The following is a 19,525-nucleotide window of genomic DNA, read 5'->3' on the forward strand; positions in this document are numbered from 1 at the left end:
AGATCAAAAATAATTTCGGTTATTTAAAACGATTTTGATAAAGTGACTCGTTAAATGCTTTTGCGGCATTTACTAAAGGTTTATACGGTACATCAGCTACAGTGACAAAACCTACGTTATAGTTCTCACCATCCCATGCTCGACCTGTTACTGGTGAGTCCATATATTGAAACCAGTGTGCTCCAACAAAATATGGATTTTCAATAATGCTTTGCATATATTTAGTATATGACTCACTGCGACCAAATTGATTATCAGCACTCATGATACCAGGATGGAATAGACCTGAGTCTAAAGAGCCAAAATGAAACTCACCAATTACACTAGGTTTATCTAATTTAGCAAGTCGGCTCCAATCCCCTTTAGAGTTAAGATCCGAAGCGTATAGATTATAACTCATTACATCTACATACTTAGCTGCTGCTTCAGCAGCCTCTGGAGTAATTGCCCAATCAGCAAAGCGAGAGCCTAAAAACATATGATTGGGTAATTTCTTGGCCATCTCTTCACTAACTACAGAAAAATATTTATCTGCAAATTTGAATAACATTTCGCTAAGATCTGTCTTGATTACGTTGGTATATTCTCCTTGAAAATCGAATCCTTTACTAAATTCCTGCCACGATTCTACCGACACCCCCCAGGCTTGATTGAACTTATCAATAGTCCCATACTTCCCTTTTAATAAATTAGCTAATACGGCTTTAGTGTGGCTTTGTTTTATATCTGAACGAAGAGCAGAAACTATCAGCGAGTAGTGATTTGTATCAGAAACAGTGTTACCCCAACTCAGCTCGTTATCGACAAAATACCCAATACACCATGGGTCGTTATTGACTTCTTTACCTATCTCTTCTGCCATTGAGGCGACCGAGACTCTAAATTGCGGATCAAATGGATCATGCATAGGCCCCCAGTAGTCGTTACCTGTACTAACTTTCTGATGCGTTCCAGTTATCCAACCATGTGCGGTATATGGCATTTTTCCGTTATGGCGATACATAGGATCCGACCAGTTACCTAGAGAGGTGAAGCCCCAATCCTCCATACGTGCCAAAGTTACATCTTTCCATATTGATAGTGTTTCTTGACTATTTTTGGTGCCATATTTTCTCTGCAAATTAGCAGAATAAAAGCTAAATACTTCACCATGAGCCAGTGGGCCCATGTGGATCATCTCGGTATAGCTATAGTTATCTGCTAATGGGCTAGAATAGTCTGGTAGCCAAGTAAACATCTGACTACGCAACGGTGAAGCAACCACACGTTTACGTTTGTCTAACTTGTAAGAGATGTCCTTTAGCTGACTCGGTCTCATATTTTCTTTACTTGATCCAGAAGCATCTGCAAAATCTATACCTGTTACGGTATAAGAATCATCCATACGAATGTTATCTAGACCTGTCATAAAATAGAGGTATCCCTCTGGGTCTACTAAGCTCCATTTTCCATCTATTTTTTCAGTTCTAAAGAAACCAGTGGCTTCAAGTTTAGGTCCATGTTTCCATCCACTATACTTTGAACGATCAGCGGGCAATTTGGCGCTATCTATTAATAGGAGATCTGCTTGACCGTATCGCTTAAGCTCTTCGACAGTATTTATTTTTTCAGTCCAAGTCTCCTCCATATATTGACCAAACTCGTCAAGCAAACCAATATAACGAGAGGTGTCAAGACTCACGTTTGGAATCAAACTGATCTTTTCTATCGCTAGAACAGCATCTTGTTTAGGGTTCATCAAGTAGAGCTGAATTGATACGATATTGGACGTGTCTAGCTCTTTTTCGCCCCAACCAAATACGACTTGGTTAGCATCAAATGCTTTTTCAGGTGGCTCTCCTCGCATACCTGAATCGAGACCTTGTTCTAAGTCTTTCAGCGTGAAGTAATATTTACCACTTGAATTAGGGGCAATCTGCGCATAACCAGTCCGACTATGAACAGCCCCGGTCGCATCTCCACCCAGCTTTTTATCTAAAGCATCATCAATCCGTACAAAAAGTTGAATGCCGGAGTCACTCGGATTGACAATATCAAAAGCGACAGCTGCATCACCAAAGCTTGACCAATCCCAGGCTTGACCTTCTATCCCAGCAGAGAATTTAACGGTTGGGTAATCACTCTGCGTTGAATAGGCCACTTGAAGTGCTTTACCATGTTTATTGTTAATAAGATCAACTTGTGACCCGTCATGATGCTCAATAAGGTTACCTAGCCCTTTTTCAAAGTCAGTCAACACATGAAGAGTTTCTATTTCTCCTTTAACTTGATTCTTTCTTGCTTGAGTAACCACAAAGTCGCCGGTTCGTTTTATAAAATCAATATTATGCAATATAATTGATTGCTGTTGTGCTGGACCAACTGTATAGAATTGGAACTCGGCAATATTCGCCAACTGCAACTCATCACCGCCACGATATCCTTTAACGTTCATTGCAGAACCATTGAACAGTAGTTCCACCTCTTTTGTACTGTTTGCTGGAATTGATATAGCGTAATCAAGCTGATGCGAAGCAGCGCCCAAAGTACCTAAGTGATCTGCGATTTTAATTTCGAAGTTCACTTCTTGTGCGGTTGGGTTTTCGACTAATAACTTTAATCCTCCTTGAGCGTTCCAATCATAATTACCTTGAATTGGTCTGAATTTCATACTGGGCCATTTTGAAATGGACTCTGATTTAGATATCGCATCGAAAGTGATCAAAAGTCTGTTTTCTAATACTTCAAATTTGCTGTGTTCATTAAGTGCAATATCGAGAAACTGTTTATTTGTAATTTCAATCTTTGTTGCTGAGCCAGACATATCATTAGAATCAGACTTCGGAACAGCGACACACTGCAAAGAGAGTGTCGATAAGATCGCTACAGCAAGAGCTGTTTTTATCAAGCGCATATAGTTTCCTCCTATAAATTAGCGCACTTTACATTGTGTATGCCATTATGCTCATTCGATAGTATCCATCCCAGATCAAAGGCTCAAATTAATCAACCAATAGTGCTTTATTTGTCGATATGTGGTTCGGATCACTTAAATGAAAGAATCTATGTACGATAAGACTCTCAGTAATTGTGATAAACTTAAAATTGGTTTACCTTTGGTCGAAATGTTTCAAATGTCGTAGGACCAATTTATGAACTCTACTACCAAAAAACTGAGTTTAGCGAGTAAGAGAGCTATTGAACTCGGCTATGATAGCCGAGGGCCTGAGTGGCTTATCGAGTTCGAGATAAGTGAACTTAAAGGTGATTTTGCTTATGAAGAAGGCATCATCCGCCGAGACCCAACAGCAGTTATTCAAGTGGATGGCATCTACCACTGTTGGTATACCAAAGGAGAAGGGGAAACTTTGGGTTTTACAGGTAATCCAGTCGATAAGGTGTTTCCATGGGATAAAACTGAAGTTTGGCATGCAATTTCTGATGATGCAGTAACGTGGAAAGAGCAAGGACCTGCAATAAAGGCTGGTGAATCGGGCCGATTTGATGACCGAGCAGTATTTACTCCGGAAATATTAGAGCATGAAGGTAAGTTCTACCTCTTATACCAAACAGTGCAATTTCCATATACAAATCGCCAATATGAGGAAATTGCCATTGCTTGGGCTGATTCGCCATATGGTCCTTGGACAAAATCAGATGGCCCAATATTAAGTCCGGAAAAAGATGGAGAGTGGGATGGTGATGAAGATAATCGATTTTATGTTAAATCGAAAGGTAGTTTTGATAGCCATAAAGTTCACGATCCTTGCCTAATGTACTTCAAAGATAAGTTCTTTCTTTATTACAAAGGCGAAACTATGGGTGAGAGTATGAATATGGGTGGCCGTGAGATTAAGCATGGTGTAGCCATTGCCGATAATATTTTAGGGCCTTATATCAAGTCAGAATATAATCCTATTTCTAATTCAGGTCATGAAGTTGCAGTCTGGCACCAAAATGGTGGTATCGCCTCTCTCATTACTACCGATGGGCCAGAAAAGAACACTATCCAGTGGTCAGCTGATGGTATAAATTTTGAGATTATGTCTTATATAAAGGGCGCGCCTGAAGCCATAGGAATTTACCGTTCACTCGAAGATGGAACAAAGCAAGAGCCGGGATTAAACTGGGGTCTATGCCATAAATATGACAGTTCATGGAACTGGAACTATATTTGCAGTTATCGCGTCAAAAGACAAATTTTAGAGGCTGGTACTTTCCAAAACAGTAATTAATTTCCTTGGACTGTGGCCACTGCTTGACAGTGGCCGAACCAATAAATGAATGAAGCCCGCCGAGGAGTTGATGTCATTCAAAGTTCAATGAGTGAACTCAGATTAGATTTCCTATCAATAGTCATTTTTAGTGCTTTTCACTACCATCGATTAACTTTCGAAGAATTGATAAATTTCCGCAAAACGTTCTGGTTATTAGTTTAGTTTGTATTATAATATTATTTTTGATTCTTGGTTTTTATATGAACCGGTCTATGGTATCTCATTTTGTTGCATTACTTGGCGTTCTTTTTATAGCTCTTAACTTACGTGGCCCATTTACGAGCGTCGCTCCTTTATTGGCTCAAATTATGGAAACACTCGGATTAAACGCATCAAAAGGAGGATTTGTTACGGCTCTTCCACTTATTGCACTTGCTATATTTTCTCCAGTTACACCAAAACTAGTAAATAGAGTAGGCATTGAGCCTTCCTTAATAATTGCGCTATTCTGTATTGCTTTCGGTATTGTCATTCGTTCAATGGGAAGTGAATATATGCTCTATCTCGGTACGATAATACTAGGCGCCGGTATCGCTTTTGGAAATGTATTATTGCCTTCAATTGTAAAAAAGCTCTTCCCTAATAAAATATCAGTGATTACGTCTATCTATGTGCTAGTTATGGGTATAGGCGCAACGTTTTCAGCAAGCTCAATGGTTCCTCTATCTCAGCTACAACTCGGAGACGTAGATGGTTGGCAGATAGCATTACTGTTGAACTTAATTTTTCCTGTAACAGCAGTTATTTATTGGTGGCCTAAGCTACTTTTAGGAAACTCAAAAAGTACACAAAATACTGACTATTCCGTATCTATTAAACCCTTACTAAAGTCACCTACCGCTTGGTATGTAACTTTAGCCTTGGGAATTAACTCGTTTACATTTTACTCTTTAGCTGGTTGGCTACCGAGAATATTAACTAGTTTTGGTTATACCGATATTCAATCTGGTTATATTTATGGGCTTCTTCAGTTCTCAACTATCCTTCCTGGGTTAATATTAATTCCTATTCTGTCTAAAATTAGAAACCATGTTATATTAATTATAGCTTGTTCATCAGGTGTAACCTTTAGCTTGATCGGTTTACTAGTTATTCCAAATTTATCCATATTTTGGGTCGTGCTATTTGGATTAAGTAACTGTTCGACTTTTATTGTTGCTTTATCTTTTATTGGTTTAAGGACACTGAACTCGGAGCAAGCTACAGCCCTGTCGGGAATGGCACAAAGTTTTGGTTATGGCTTAGCTGCGATGGGGCCATCACTGATAGGATACTTCTACACTGTTACAAATGCTTGGGAACTACCTCTTTTTATCATTACTATATTCTCTGGGATTTGCACTATTTTTTCTGCGCTAGCCGCACGAAAAAATCTGATTCCGTTGGGATGTTATTTATCAATTCAGACTAAAGCTCATCGGCAATGATATAGCAGAAATTGGATACTCTAAGGTATCCGCACCAAAAAAAACACTGGGCGGATACCTTCAAGTACATTCTTATCCATATCGTCTATTCTTAGCCATTACAGCGTAAGTTGGACAGAGTTCAGAATAGTCTTGAGAGAGCAAGGTCAACTTATTCTATTAATCCCCATGTTTTCATGCTGATAGATAGTCAACGGCCATCCAGGGTAGATATTATTCGCCTTATTATTGGTAACATCGGCTAAGAAACGGTAAGCGGTACACTGATATGTTTTATTCAAAGTGTCAAAAGTTATAAAACCAAAACCACTACCTTTTTCCTGAGCTTTCACATACCGGTTTTTTGATACGCCAGCCACGGGGTTTGCGACAGCATAGACATAATTTTTAGTACCAAACGCATCCATGTACTCACCCGTGTTGGCTAAACCATGCCTCGGCTTATTTGTAACGGGTAACCCAACCGTCTCTGGAAACCAAAAACGTTGCCAACCAGCACCTATTGCTGGGACACAAAACGCCCAATTACTATCGCGTTGCTTATCGACGCCATATTGTGAAATGGAGGCTAGATGTGTGTCCCCACAGATGTGTATTGCCATAGATTCACGCATTGCTCGTACTGCTCGGTTTCTTGCAGTTGCAGGCCAACCATTGCTGTCGAAATCATATTTAAGGTATTTATCAGCGCCACCATTGTGCGTTGCGATGCTTGCCAGAATAGTCTGACTTAACACCGCTTTAAGTTCATGGCCGTCCCATTTTCGTCCCCAAGACTCCAAGAATGCTTCTTGTTCATCGCCCAATAAATGTAGTTCTGGAGAATCAATGCTGTCATTTACATAAAGCGGGTGCTCATCACGACCTGTAACACCCACAACTGCATCAACTCGATCCGGGCCGCTTTTGAATTGTCGATCAGCTAAAATTGCAAAGCCGACATTTCCGTATACCATCTCACCGTAATAAGCGATAATACCATTTACGGCAGCCTTAGGGTGTGGATTGTCAGGAGCAGGGTGGTGTGCTGTGTGAGTCTTGTGTACGACGTTAACAAATTTGGGTGAGTGTATATAGCCAGTTAATATGGAAGCGCTTGGATCGCGCTCTGGATTTTTCATCGCAACGCCACCTTCACCCCACATGTTACCCTGTAAAATATCATGATCATCAGGGATACAGATAGTTGGAGTGTTTCTCATTATTTCTTTAAATGCCCAACCGAATTGATAGTATTTCCTCAGATAATTCAGGATAGCTTTATCATCAGGCGAACGAACTACGCCAAAACCACCATGACTTTCATAAATTTGATCGCCAGAGAAAAACAAAATATCAGGATCAAGTGCAGCAACATTACTTGCTACAGGAGCGTATGGGAATGCATAGTCATTTTGACAAGTAAATGCGGCCATACGAAGAGGGCGGCCTTTTGGTTCTGCCTGAATAACACCTTCAAACACATCGATAGATTCAGTATCATTTTTATGCTTTTCAACATATAACACACGATAAGGGCACTTCTTGCTTGCATCCCAGTTCGCTATGCGGAATGTCGCCAACCATGCATCGTTATCAAGCTCAGAATTGCCATAACTTCGCCATTTTCCATCTGATTTAATCTGAAGCTCTAATACTTTATTATCTTTCTGACCTAACGGACCGGTATAAGCGCTTAATGTTAGTACATATCCATCACTGGAAAGTGTATTGTTCACGGTATACATAGACCATAGAATAGGACCGAACTTATTTTCTTTAGTCGCCGTAAATCCACTACCTGTTAGGAATAAGTTTTTGAATCGATAGCGACTTCCTTTGGATTTTTCTGGAATATTCGGACCATAAGTGGATTCAATTTCAAAGTTGCTCACTATACCGACGTTACCAATCAATTCGTCGCTGGATGCAATATGTGTCACCTCACTCAGTTTTTCATCTGTATCAACTAAAGTCGCAACTAATGTTAATGTCACTGCTCCTGCAACAGGAGTTGCTTTTAGTTCGAGTCTGACTTGTTTGTGCGTCAGATCTTCTGTGATATTTGTATACTTATTAGCAAGCACTAGTTTTTGTCCTACGATACCCATATCGTATCCTCGTTGGACAAAACAGTTGCTACGCACGTCATTCAGCTCACTTCTTGCACCCAAGCGAATTCCGCCTCCACCATCTTTTTCGGTTTTTTCTAATCGCTCAACCACAACAGAAATTTCAAAGCCCTTAGTTGGATCTGTTATCTGATGGGTCAAGCTATGAACGCTTCGATTGCCACCTAGGCTGAGAGATTCGACATATCCGTCTTTTACTCTCCAATCTTCCATTGGGTTTGCCCAATACTCCCCTCCGACCCAAACTCGGTCATGAGTAATGCCCCATTTATCTTGTAATGGTAGTGTCGGCTCTTTATTAGACTGAACCTCTTTCTCTGTTTTCGACAATGCATAACTTTGTGTTGCCAAACCTCCGACAACGACACTTGCACCTGCCCACTTAATCATGCTTCTTCTAGAAATTTCAGTGCTCATTTTTTTACCTTTCGATGAACTTATGCTCCGATGTTGTTCGACAGGGAGCTCTACGACAAAGTACAACCAATGTGCAATCATTGGAAAACCAATATTCAATTTAAGTGAACCAAATCAAAATTTAAATTTAAGTAAATGCAGGTTTCTGATTTAAATCATGTTTGCAATAGCGTGCTAATCCGAAATTTCTGAAATTATTATAGATTGCTTAGTTTTAAATCGAATTACGTTTTGCGTCGAAGATATACGATTTAGATAGGGATAGTCAGTGATACTATTGTAAATTGGATCGGTTTAGATATATGGAGGCTCAATTAATACTCTAGGTGTTTTTAGTCTCTCCAAATCAAGTGCGAGACTAAAAACACAAGTGAAGTAATGACGGGGAGTTAAACTTGATATTGGCTAATTTTTTCCCAATCAAATTCTACACCAATGCCAGGACTATCAGGGGCAACCGCACGATAGTTATCTACAATTAGTGGACGTTTGGTATACTCATCGATTGGGAAGCTATGCACTTCGAGCCAACCAGTATCAAACGCGGATACCAAACTAACATGTAATTCTTGCATACCGTGGGTACAGACGGGAATATTGTGCTCAGTGATGAGGCGTGCCGCTTTCAACCAACCAGTGATACCGCCGCAGTTTGATGCATCAGGCTGGCAATATCCCAGTTTCGCTTGATCCATGGCGTAGCCAAATTCATGGATGGTATGAAGGTTCTCACCCATCGCTAATGGAATGTTGGTATTGTCTGCAATTTTAGCAAATCCCAGATAGTCGTCAGGAAGGGTCGGCTCTTCAAACCAAGTAATATCGTACTGCTCTACTGCTTTAGATAGTGAGATAGCTTCATCGACGCTAAGAGAGTAGTTAGCATCAATCATAAAAGTAATATCCGGACCTATGAGCTTACGTACCGCCTCGATACGATCAATATCTTCTTGGGGATTAGCGCGACCAATTTTAATTTTAACCGCGTTGAAACCGCTATCTAAATAGCCTTGAATGTTGCATAGTAGTTTTTCTAGTGGGAATTGCAGATCGATACCACCGCAATAGGCTTTACAGGTATTGTTTTTACCTCCAGCCATTTTCCACAAAGGAAGTCCTTCACGCTTACCTTTAAGATCCCAGAGTGCGATATCAACAGCAGACATAGCAAATGTTGAAATACCACCACGGCCAACGTAGTGAATATGCCACTCCATAAAATCATAAATTTCTTCGATTTGGATCGAGTCTTTACCGATAAGTGCAGGCTGAATATCATGTTCCAGCATTGCCTTGATGGAGTAACCACCTTTACCACCTGTGTAGGTGTATCCGGTACCTTGTGAACCATCCTCTAAAGTAACTGTTGTGGTAATCAATTCAAAATGGTCATGATCGCCATGTTTTGCATCAGATAAAATTTCTTTTAGAGGAATCTTAAACAGCTTAGTTTCAATATCTTTTATTAACGTGCTCATATATTCCTGTTCCTTGATAGTGCGATTAAAATAGGGTTATTGCTTAGAGCTTGCGCGTTCAAGCACTTGTTGTAAAGTTGGTAGAGGAGCGACTGCGCCATATCCGGTGATTGTTATGGATGCAGTTGCGTTAGCTAACTCAAGACAACGAACAAGGGATTCGCCATTTACAAAGTGGGTACAAAAAGAGCCTGCGAAGGAATCGCCAGCCGCCGTAGCATCAACAGGAACAACTTTATGCGGTGTAACGTGACTACGCATATCACTTGTAGCCACGGTTGCACCGTCTCCCCCTTGTTTTAGAACCACTATCTTAGCACCGAGCTTCAAATAATAATCGATAATGTCATCAACATGAGTTAAACCTGTGACCAACTGCGCCTCGTCTAGGCTTGGGAAACAGATATCAACCAAAGACGCGGTTTCATTGATAATGGCTCTTGCCCTCTGAAGTGACCAAAGTTTGAGTCTTAGGTTAGTGTCATATGAGACTGCGGTGTTATTTCGCTTGGCAATGTCGATAGCAGCAAACACGGAATCACAGCTTGAAGCACTGATCGCTTGAGTAATCGCGGTAACATGCAGCAGTTTCGCTTTGGTTATCGCTTGCTGTGGCAGCTGATCTGGCGTGATTTGGCTGGCAGCAGAATTTTTACGCAAAAAAGAGAAATGATGCCCAGTGTTATCGTGAGTTATAAAGTAGACGCCCGTAGAGGCATTTGGCAGTGTCTTCACACAGTGAGTGGCGACTTTTTCAGTCTGCCATAAATCGACAAAGCGACGACCAAACTCATCACCACCAATCTGCGTTAGCATACCGACATTCGCTCCCTGCCTCGCTGCGGCGATGGCAAAATTAGAAGCGTCGCCACCAAAACCACTGAGAAAGTCGGGTTGCCCAACTTTCGCAGAATTGATTTGACTGAATTCAAACATTGGTTCGCCAAAGCTGAGTATGTCACTGAACTTTTCTAAATTTCCCTGACTGTTCATTATCTTAAACTCTCTTAATCTGAAACTACGGTAATGGGTCATATAGGTAGCTATTGCCTATTGATATACCGCTAATATTATTCTGTATAAAAAATTTGGTCAACCAGTTAGGTTGGGTTACATAATGTTTGCTTCACAAAAATAAGAAACAGGCACTTCATTGAACATTTTTATACATTTGGTGTGCTAATTTCTCCTTTATTCAGTCTGGTTTCATGTGATTTGCCTAGCATTGGTTGTCCAATTTTACCCCGCTGTCTGGTAAGTGTGATTTGTGTCACTGAATTTGAGTGTGTTACTCGGTATAAACTCCTTATTGGTTAATTAATTTAATTAAAAGGTCAGTCACAATGGGCTCAGAGAAACAAATTGGTAAGGCGAAGTACAGTCAAGTTACCCAATATAATCGTGATGAACTGGTAACTCAGATTGTTCACATAGGATTTGGCGCATTTCACCGTGGTCACCAAGCCCTATACACCGATCTGACGAACGAGTTAGCAAATGAACGTTGGGGGATCTGTGAGATCAATATGTTTGGTCCAGCAGATTTAATTAACGATCTTAACCAACAAGATGGACTGTTTACTGTGGTCGAAAAGTCAGCTTCAGAGACGACGACACGCCAAATTCGCACAGTAACGACAGGTTTGCATACGCCTGACGTTGGTATCGAAGCGGCAATACAAAAAATGCTTGAGACTCAAGTCAAAATTGTCTCTTTGACGATCACAGAAAAAGGCTACTGTGTTGATCCTCAATCACGCCAGTTGGATACGCAGCATGCTCTGATTATTCATGATTTGGCGAATCCTACTAAACCTCAATCAGCAATTGGTTTAATTACAGAGGCACTAAAATTGCGCAAAGAGCTTGGCTTGATGCCTTTCAGTGTCATGTCTTGTGACAATATTCCTGAAAATGGTGACCTAACAAAAAAAGCGGTTCTTGATTTTGCGGCATTGCGAGATGCGGAATTAGAACAGTGGATTTCAGAGAACGTGACTTTCCCAAATACAATGGTTGATCGCATTGTTCCAGCTATGACTCCGGAGCAGTTCGAGGTGATAGAGCAAGAGACTGGCTATCGGGATCCATGTGGTGTGGTGTGTGAAGACTTCCGTCAGTGGGTAGTAGAAGACAATTTTGTTGCAGGTCGACCAAGCTGGGAAGTAGCTGGTGCCATGTTGGTTCAAGATGTACTTCCTTACGAAGAGATGAAGCTGCGTATGCTAAACGGCAGTCACTCATTCCTCGCCTACAACGGCAGTCTTGCAGGACATGAATTTATTTATCAATGCATGGAGCACAAAGAGCTGCGAGAAGTGACGTTAAAACTGATGAAAGATGAGCAAGCGAAGTCTCTTAATCCAAGTTTGGATGTGGATCTGGACGGTTACGCAGAATTGCTTATCGCCCGTTTTAGCAACGCTAACGTCAAACATAAAACTGGTCAAATTGCGATGGATGGTTCGCAAAAATTACCACAGCGCGCAGTAGATCCATACATGACACTAAGAGATCGCGGAGTTGCAACACGATGCTTACCAGTATTGATCGCCGGTTGGATGCACTACGTAATTGACCAGATTCAAGCGGGTAAAGAGGTATTCGATCCTCTAGCGCAAACATTTGAAGAGATTGTAACTAAAGAGACAAGCAAGCTAGAAAAAGCTCAAGCTCTGCTTGATATTGAGAAAATTTTTGGTGGGCATAAAGCTGAAAATGCCCTGTTTATTCAACAAACGATAAATGCATTTAAACAGATAGAAGAACTCGGTGTTCACACTGTTATCGCCGAGCTTGCTCAATAGTTAATAAAGATTTGGAATTATTATGAAAACACTAATTTGCAACGAACCTTATTCAATTGAATACATCGAAAGAGATGTACCACGCATTGCAGCAAACGAAGTTCTTCTAAAAATCAATGCAGTTGGCATTTGCGGTACAGATATTCACGCCTTCGCTGGTAAGCAAGCTTTTTTCTCTTATCCACGAGTGTTGGGACATGAGATTAGTGGCACAGTTGAACAGGTGGGCACATCTGTAACTAAAGCAAAAGAGGGCAAACGTTACTCAGTGATTCCAGCGATTCCATGCGGTGAGTGTCCTGCTTGTAAAGAAGGCAAAACTAATTGCTGTGAAAGCATCTCACTCTATGGTGTACACCAAGATGGCGGCTTTACTGAGTATCTAGCAGTGCTTGAGGATAACTTAGTTGAACTGCCAGATGAAGTTAGCTGTAGTGAAGGGGCATTAGTTGAGTGTTTTGCTATAAGTGCTCACGCTATCCGTCGTGCTGAGGTAATCGAAGATAATAAAGTATTGGTAGTCGGTGCTGGACCTATTGGCCTTGCTGCTGCGGCAATCGCGAAAGCTGAGGGTTGTGAGGTTGTCGTTGTTGATGTTGCCGAAGAGCGTCTGTCTTGGGCTAAAGAGAAGCTAGGCACAGCAACACTAAATGCGATGAGCGAGAGCTATATTGAAGATGTGCGTGAAGTATTCGGCGGCAAACTGGCTGATATCGTATTTGATGCCACAGGTTTTGATAAATCAATGTCAAATGCAGTCAACCTGATTAGACATGGTGGAAAACTTGTATTTATTGGGTTTACAAAAGGTGAACTTGCTTTCCACAACCCAACTTTCCATATGAAAGAGACAACTTTAATGAGTTCTCGTAACGCGACTCGTCAAGACTTTGAGCGTGTTATTCAACTTATGGCTGAAGGTAAGGTCTCGCAAAATATCATGAAGAACAAAGACTATAACTTCGCTGATTTTGGTTTGAGATACCAGCAGGATGTAGTTGAAAACAAGAGCCTTGTTAAAGGCGTGATCAATTTTTAATTAGAGAAAGAAGTTATGTCTACGATTCGAGTAAATGAAAATAAGTTAAGAGAGCTATCTTTCTCTAAGTTAGTTGAAGCTGGTCTTGATAACAAAACAGCACAAGAAGTGACTGACGTCCTTGTTCATGCGGATAAAACAGGCGTTCACTCTCATGGTACTATGCGTGTTGAGCATTACTGCACGCGCCTAAAATCTGGTGGCTTAAATAAACAAGCTAAGTTTACATTTGAACAGGTGTCTCCATCTGTAGCAATTTTAGACTCAGATGATGGCATGGGACACTCGGCTTTGATCGCTGCTACCCAACGCGGGATCGACATGGCTCGAGATTCAGGCCTTGGTTTTGTGAGCGTGAAAAATACCTCTCACTGTGGTGCGTTGTCTTACTTTATGGAGCAAGCGACATCTGAAGGTATGATTGCAATTGGTATGACACAAACTGACACTTGCGTCGCACCTCATGGCGGAGCAGAGCGATTTTTAGGCACTAACCCGATTGCTTTTGGCTTCCCTGTAGAGGGTGGAGAACCAATGATTGTTGATATGGCGACGAGTGCAACTGCATTTGGTAAGCTTCTGCATGCCAAAGAGACAGGTCAACAAATTGGTGAAGGTCTAGCTATCGACAAAGATGGTAACGAAACGACAGATCCACACAAAGTAGAAAACTTGCTGCCATTTGGCGCACACAAAGGCTCAGGTATTGCTTTGGCTATTGATGCTCTAACAGGTGTATTAATGGGGGCTAACTATGGTAACCATATCGTCCGCATGTACGGTGATTACGATAAAATGCGTAAACTTGCCAGTTTAATGATTGTAATTGACCCAAGCCGTTTAGGAACCCCTTTGTTTGCCGCAACTATGGCAATGATGGTAGCGGAACTGCGTAATGTTCGCCCGGTTCCTGGTGTAGAGCGAGTTCTGGCTCCTAATGATCCACAAGTTGCCTACAAAGCTGAGTGTGAAAGAGATGGTATTCCAATCGCTCAAGGGGTTTATGACTACCTAATAAGTTAAATATTTATTTTTAAATGTATTGTGTCTATGCCACTTACTCTCGTTGTAGAACAGTGGCATTTTTGTTTGCTGCGCTCTGATAAAAAATGAGTGTCACCCAGCCGAAATTAGTGTTTTACTTCTGGTTCCATACAATATCATGTCCAACACTTCTATGAGTCATTACTTAGGTTGGTTTACTTAGTTGGTCAATTTAGATGCGATATTCTTCGCTAGCGCATTCATCATTTGCTGGTAAATAAATATTTGCAATTGATGTACCGCTTCATGAAATCGAATCACTTTTTTTGCTTCTTGTTTCGAGAATCAGCAATAAAAGATGTATTATTGGTAAATATGTATGTTAAATTAATCATACAAATGAAACGTATCAATGAGTTTGCATATGCTATGCTCGAGTGTTAATGCAAGATTTAGGTGTCATTATGGATAAAAGCCAAACTAAACGCAGATATTACGAAGTTGGATTACAGATAGAAGATCTACTTTATTCCGGAGTGTTTAAGGCAGGTGAGCGCTTGCCATCTGAACGAGAGCTCAGTGAAAGATTTGACAGTAGTCGTGCTACCATCCGTGAAGCGATTATTATGCTAGAGCTGAAGGGGTTAGTCGTTGTACGTCAAGGGGCGGGTATCTATTTTATTGATTCACCAGATAAAATTACACAGCGTACAATCATCCCCCACAGCGATGTTGGGCCATTTGAGTTGTTACAAGCGAGACAAATTATCGAGAGTAACATAGCAGGTTTTGCAGCAACACAGATTAAAATTAATGAGTTACGCGAACTAAAACGTGTACTTGATATGCAAATTAAAGAGCTTCATGGTGATAGTGAAAAATTTGAAGAACTCGACAGGCTATTCCACGTCTTAATCGCTGAATCGACCCAAAATCGAGTTTTGATTAATCAAGCGGCTGAGATGTGGCGTAATGTCCGAATCCAAAATCCTTTGTGGAACGCTCTGAATGAAAAGTATTTACATGAGCCAAAACTAAGAGAAAGCTGGCTATCTGATCATAAACGTATTTTTATGGCACTTCAACGACGCTCTGCTGAGGATGCGAAACAAGCAGTTTGGCAGCATATAGAAAACTCAAAACAAGAGTTATTAAAAATTGCTGATTCCAGTGAGTTTGAAGCAGATTTGGATGATTATTTCTTTTCTGGAGACATGGAGATTGACTTACTAAATTAACAAAAATATATATTTTTTTCCTAAAAAGGCATGGTAGTTCCCATGCTTTTTTTGTTTACGCAGCTACCTCTTGTTGATTTCACTTTCAATATTGGTAAATATGTGATCTCTGGTAAGGTATTATCCCTAGGCGATTGTAATATATTGGTTGGCCATTAATGATGAAGAGGATAACCAATGGGCTTGTATATAAGACGAGCAGCAATGTATGCGTTTATTGTTGCGCTAGGGGGCTTTGTTTTTGGACTGGATGCTGCGGTGATATCTGGTACTGTACGCTATATAAGTGCAGAGTTTATGTTAACAGACCTGCAAGTGGGCACGGTGGTAAGTGCGCCGAGTTTAGGGGCGATTATCGCTCTGTGCTTTGCAGGTAAAGCTGCAGATAAATATGGGCGTAAAAATACCCTCGTTACGATAGCCTTGCTGTACGTTATTTCAGCAATTGGCTCTGCGCTTGCGACTAGCTATGAAATGTTAGTCGCTTTCCGTTTTATTGGCGGCCTGGCATTTAGTTCTCTCTCTTTAGCATCTATGTATATTGGCGAAATTGCTCCTAACCGTCTCAGAGGTAAACTTGTTACTGTCAATCAACTCAATATTGTGATTGGCTTATCTGCGGCATATTTTATAAACTTTTATCTTGTTGAGAAAGCGGACGCTTCCATATATCTACTCTCTAATGAGGGTATTTGGCGCGCTATGCTTGGTTCAGAAATTATTCCAGCTCTTATCTGGTTCGCATTAGTATGTATGATTCCTGAATCTCCTCGTTGGTTGATCAAAGTAGGTCATGATAATCAAGCAATACAAGTGTTGAATAAAATTAACAGTGAAGAAGATGCAGAAGCAGAGTTTACTGCGATTAAACAAAACTTAGTGCATGTTGCAGATATCTCTTTTAAACAGCAATTGATGCTTCTATTAAATACGAAATATCGACACGCGATGTTCGTGGGCATCACTATTGCGGTGATCCAAGGTGTTACCGGAATGAATGCGATTCTATTTTATGCACCGACAGTATTTGAGCAGGTAGGTTTTGGGGTCAATGCTGCATTTCAACAGGCACTTTATATTGGGTTAACCAGTTTTGTGTTTACTGTTATGGCCGTGCTCTTTATAGACCGTCTGGGTCGACGACCATTGATGCTCATCGGTTTAACGCTTGCGGTTCTGAGTCATATGACTTGTTGGTATGGATTTTACAATGCCGAGTATCGCCTCGAGAGCCACCACGTTACACAGATGTCAGAATCATTTGACGCTGGGCCTCTGGTGTCTATTCAGGACAATACTTATCAATCAGACACCGAGTTCAAACTGGCCCTATCAGAGGTATTACATGCAGATATACTAAAGTGGCATCAGGCTGAAATCATTGAAAAATCAATATCGATCAATCCAGCTCTGATTCTAATTGGTATTTTAGGGTTTATTGCCGCGTTTCATATTTCGATTGGGCCAATTATGTGGGTGTTGTTTTCAGAGATTTTCCCTAACTCTGTTCGTAGTGTAGCTATACCTGTCGCAGCGATGGTAACAAGTATAGCAAGTTACCTTATTCAACAATTTTTTCCTTGGCAGTTGGCGAACTTGGGCGCAGCTAACACATTTTTAGTGTATGGCGTATTCGCTGCCATTGGTTTGTTGGTCATGGCAATGAGCTTACCTGAGACTAAAGGAAAAACCATTGAACATATTGAAATTCTTATGGGCAGTAACAAAAAAGAAGCAGAGAAGAAGAGCGTGATTACTTCTTCTCAAGCTTAGTTAGATCACTACTTAGAGTTGAGGAAAAGCGTTTGTTTATTATAAACCAACGCTTTTCCTGCCATTTCTAAGCCACCGCCTAGGAGGAGTGCTTGTTCCTTAGGGCATATAGTCCAAGGAATGTCCATATTAGAAGTAAAACACTTATTCACCACAACTAAGCGCAAATTAAAAACTTGGGTGGTTGTAGAAGTTCATCACATGTACAGCGATGTGGAGTTATATTGAAATCAATCGTGTTTATCTTATAACACTTGTCAGCTGGGATGATCAGGTTGATGAATTTTATGACATTTATCTTGTGGAAGGCTCGTGAACCTAACTATCTTAGAGGAAGAATTGATAAAACTTGAGGTCTATCACTGTAAATTGGTATTATAATTGATAGATTTCGGTAAACCAATTTTATTCTCGGATAGTTAGTGTGGAAAACAACATGAAACGTTACCAAATGTATGTAAACGGTGAATGGATTAATGCAACAAGTGGTAAGATTGATCGGGTGATTAATCCATCTAATGAAGAAATCGTTGCTGAAATTCAAGACGGTGATGCAAGTGATGCTGATTATGTATTAAGTGTTGCCAAGAAAGCTCAAAGTGAGTGGAAGAGAGTGCCAGCAAGGCAGCGCGCTGAACTATTACGTAAATTTGCTCAGGAAATTCGTGACAATAAAGAGTTCTTGGCTGAGCTATTAGTAAAAGAGCAAGGTAAGCTTTTAAAAGTGGCGCGTGGCGAAGTTGATGTGACAGCTTCATTTATCGAATATGCTTGTGATTGGGCTCGTCAAATGGATGGAGATATAGTTCAGTCTGACAATGAAGACGAGCATATCTGGATTCAAAAAATTCCTCGCGGCGTAGTGGTAGCGATCACTGCATGGAATTTTCCGCTTGCACTTGCAGGTCGTAAAATTGGCCCAGCTCTAGTTGCTGGTAATACTATTGTCGTTAAACCGACATCGGAGACCCCGTTAGCTACGTTAGAGCTAGGTTATCTAGCGGAAAAGGTCGGCATCCCTGCCGGCGTACTAAATATTGTTACTGGTGGTGGCGCTTCACTTGGTGGTGCGCTAACTGGTCACCCGTATACTAATATGGTTACAATGACAGGATCTACTCCTGTAGGTCAGCAGATTATTAAATCTTGTGCTAATAATATGGCACACGTTCAGCTTGAATTGGGTGGCAAAGCGCCATTTATCGTGATGGAAGATGCTGACCTTGAGCAAGCTGCGGCTGCCGCACTGCATTCGCGCTTTGACAACTGTGGTCAAGTCTGTACCTGTAATGAACGTATGTACGTGCACTCATCTGTCTATGATGAGTTTATGGCGATCTTTATGGAGAAGGTTAAAGCACTTAAAGTGGGCAATCCAATGAATCAAGATTCAGATATGGGCCCTAAAGTCAACAAGCGTGAGCTTGAACATATGGTTGAGTTGGTTTCTAAAGCGAAAGAAGAGGGCGCGACCGTTCTTTGTGGTGGCGAGCGCATTACTGGTGGCGAGTTCGAGAAAGGCTATTGGTTTCAACCAACGGTTCTTGGCAATATCACTCAAGACATGACCATTGTACATGAAGAAGCGTTTGGCCCGATTCTACCAGTAATCAAATTTGAAACGTTTGAGGAAGTTATTGATTACGCAAATGACAGTGAATACGGTCTTGCGACAATGATTTGTACTCAAAATATGAAGTACATCCACCGCTTAACTCACGAGCTAGAGTGTGGTGAAATCTACGTTAACCGAGGTCACGGTGAACAACACCAAGGGTTTCATAACGGTTATAAACTGAGTGGAACTGGCGGTGAAGATGGTAAGTATGGTTTTGAGCAGTACCTAGAGAAGAAGACGTTTTATGTCAACTTTGGCTAATTGAGTGATTAGGTAAACTACTAATAAACCGAAGGTGCAGTCCTTCGGTTTTGTTATTTGGGTATATAACCACTTTTTATCGTCCACTTGTGATTTGTAATTAGATCGCTTGCAAT

Annotated in this window: 12 protein-coding genes; 8 read left to right on the plus strand and 4 right to left on the minus strand. The window is 40.9% G+C overall.

Annotated features, from left to right (window positions below; all coding sequences use genetic code 11):
* Positions 1–19: 19 nt before the first annotated feature.
* On the minus strand, positions 20–2,893 hold the full coding sequence (locus HGP28_RS15025) for a beta-galactosidase (RefSeq protein WP_168837294.1): 2,874 nt from the start codon (positions 2,891–2,893) through the stop codon (positions 20–22).
* Between the two features lie 238 nt (positions 2,894–3,131).
* Here HGP28_RS15025 and HGP28_RS15030 point away from each other — a divergent pair, with 238 nt between their 5' ends.
* A complete protein-coding gene (locus tag HGP28_RS15030) occupies positions 3,132–4,214 on the plus strand; it encodes a glycoside hydrolase family 117 protein (protein WP_168837295.1) in 1,083 nt (360 codons plus the stop codon).
* Positions 4,215–4,468: 254 nt separating this feature from the next.
* The gene (locus HGP28_RS15035; RefSeq protein ID WP_246225754.1) at positions 4,469–5,683 is read left to right on the plus strand and encodes an MFS transporter; all 1,215 of its coding nucleotides are present in this window, start codon (positions 4,469–4,471) and stop codon (positions 5,681–5,683) included.
* Positions 5,684–5,829: 146 nt separating this feature from the next.
* Here HGP28_RS15035 and HGP28_RS15040 read toward each other — a convergent pair whose 3' ends face one another.
* From HGP28_RS15040 to HGP28_RS15050, 3 genes are all read right to left on the minus strand, one after another.
* Positions 5,830–8,310: an alkaline phosphatase D family protein gene (locus tag HGP28_RS15040; RefSeq protein WP_211092017.1), complete on the minus strand. Its 2,481-nt coding sequence runs from the start codon at positions 8,308–8,310 to the stop codon at positions 5,830–5,832.
* 290 nt (positions 8,311–8,600) lie between these two features.
* The gene (locus HGP28_RS15045) at positions 8,601–9,689 is read right to left on the minus strand and encodes a 3,6-anhydro-alpha-L-galactonate cycloisomerase (RefSeq protein ID WP_168837297.1); all 1,089 of its coding nucleotides are present in this window, start codon (positions 9,687–9,689) and stop codon (positions 8,601–8,603) included.
* 36 nt (positions 9,690–9,725) lie between these two features.
* Positions 9,726–10,682: a sugar kinase gene (locus HGP28_RS15050; RefSeq protein ID WP_168837298.1), complete on the minus strand. Its 957-nt coding sequence runs from the start codon at positions 10,680–10,682 to the stop codon at positions 9,726–9,728.
* A gap of 350 nt (positions 10,683–11,032) precedes the next feature.
* Here HGP28_RS15050 and HGP28_RS15055 point away from each other — a divergent pair, with 350 nt between their 5' ends.
* The 6 genes from HGP28_RS15055 to aldA all read left to right on the plus strand — a co-directional run bounded on the left by HGP28_RS15055 (position 11,033) and on the right by aldA (position 19,409).
* Complete coding sequence (locus HGP28_RS15055; RefSeq protein WP_168837299.1) at positions 11,033–12,496, plus strand: mannitol dehydrogenase family protein; 1,464 nt, start codon at positions 11,033–11,035, stop codon at positions 12,494–12,496.
* Between the two features lie 22 nt (positions 12,497–12,518).
* The gene (locus HGP28_RS15060) at positions 12,519–13,535 is read left to right on the plus strand and encodes a zinc-binding alcohol dehydrogenase family protein (RefSeq protein ID WP_168837300.1); all 1,017 of its coding nucleotides are present in this window, start codon (positions 12,519–12,521) and stop codon (positions 13,533–13,535) included.
* A gap of 15 nt (positions 13,536–13,550) precedes the next feature.
* Positions 13,551–14,558 (plus strand): Ldh family oxidoreductase, encoded by a 1,008-nt coding sequence (locus tag HGP28_RS15065; RefSeq protein ID WP_168837301.1) that lies wholly within the window; start codon positions 13,551–13,553, stop codon positions 14,556–14,558.
* Between the two features lie 404 nt (positions 14,559–14,962).
* Positions 14,963–15,757 (plus strand): FCD domain-containing protein, encoded by a 795-nt coding sequence (locus HGP28_RS15070; protein ID WP_246225755.1) that lies wholly within the window; start codon positions 14,963–14,965, stop codon positions 15,755–15,757.
* A 177-nt stretch (positions 15,758–15,934) separates the two neighbouring features.
* Positions 15,935–17,530, plus strand: a complete 1,596-nt coding sequence (locus HGP28_RS15075) for a sugar porter family MFS transporter (protein WP_168837302.1) — start codon at positions 15,935–15,937, stop codon at positions 17,528–17,530.
* A gap of 436 nt (positions 17,531–17,966) precedes the next feature.
* On the plus strand, positions 17,967–19,409 hold the full coding sequence (aldA, locus tag HGP28_RS15080; RefSeq protein ID WP_168837303.1) for an aldehyde dehydrogenase: 1,443 nt from the start codon (positions 17,967–17,969) through the stop codon (positions 19,407–19,409).
* Positions 19,410–19,525 lie beyond the last annotated feature (116 nt).

Origin of the sequence: Vibrio agarilyticus, from assembly GCF_012641465.1 — a bacterium.
In the GTDB taxonomy this organism is placed as follows: Bacteria; Pseudomonadota; Gammaproteobacteria; order Enterobacterales; family Vibrionaceae; genus Vibrio; species Vibrio agarilyticus.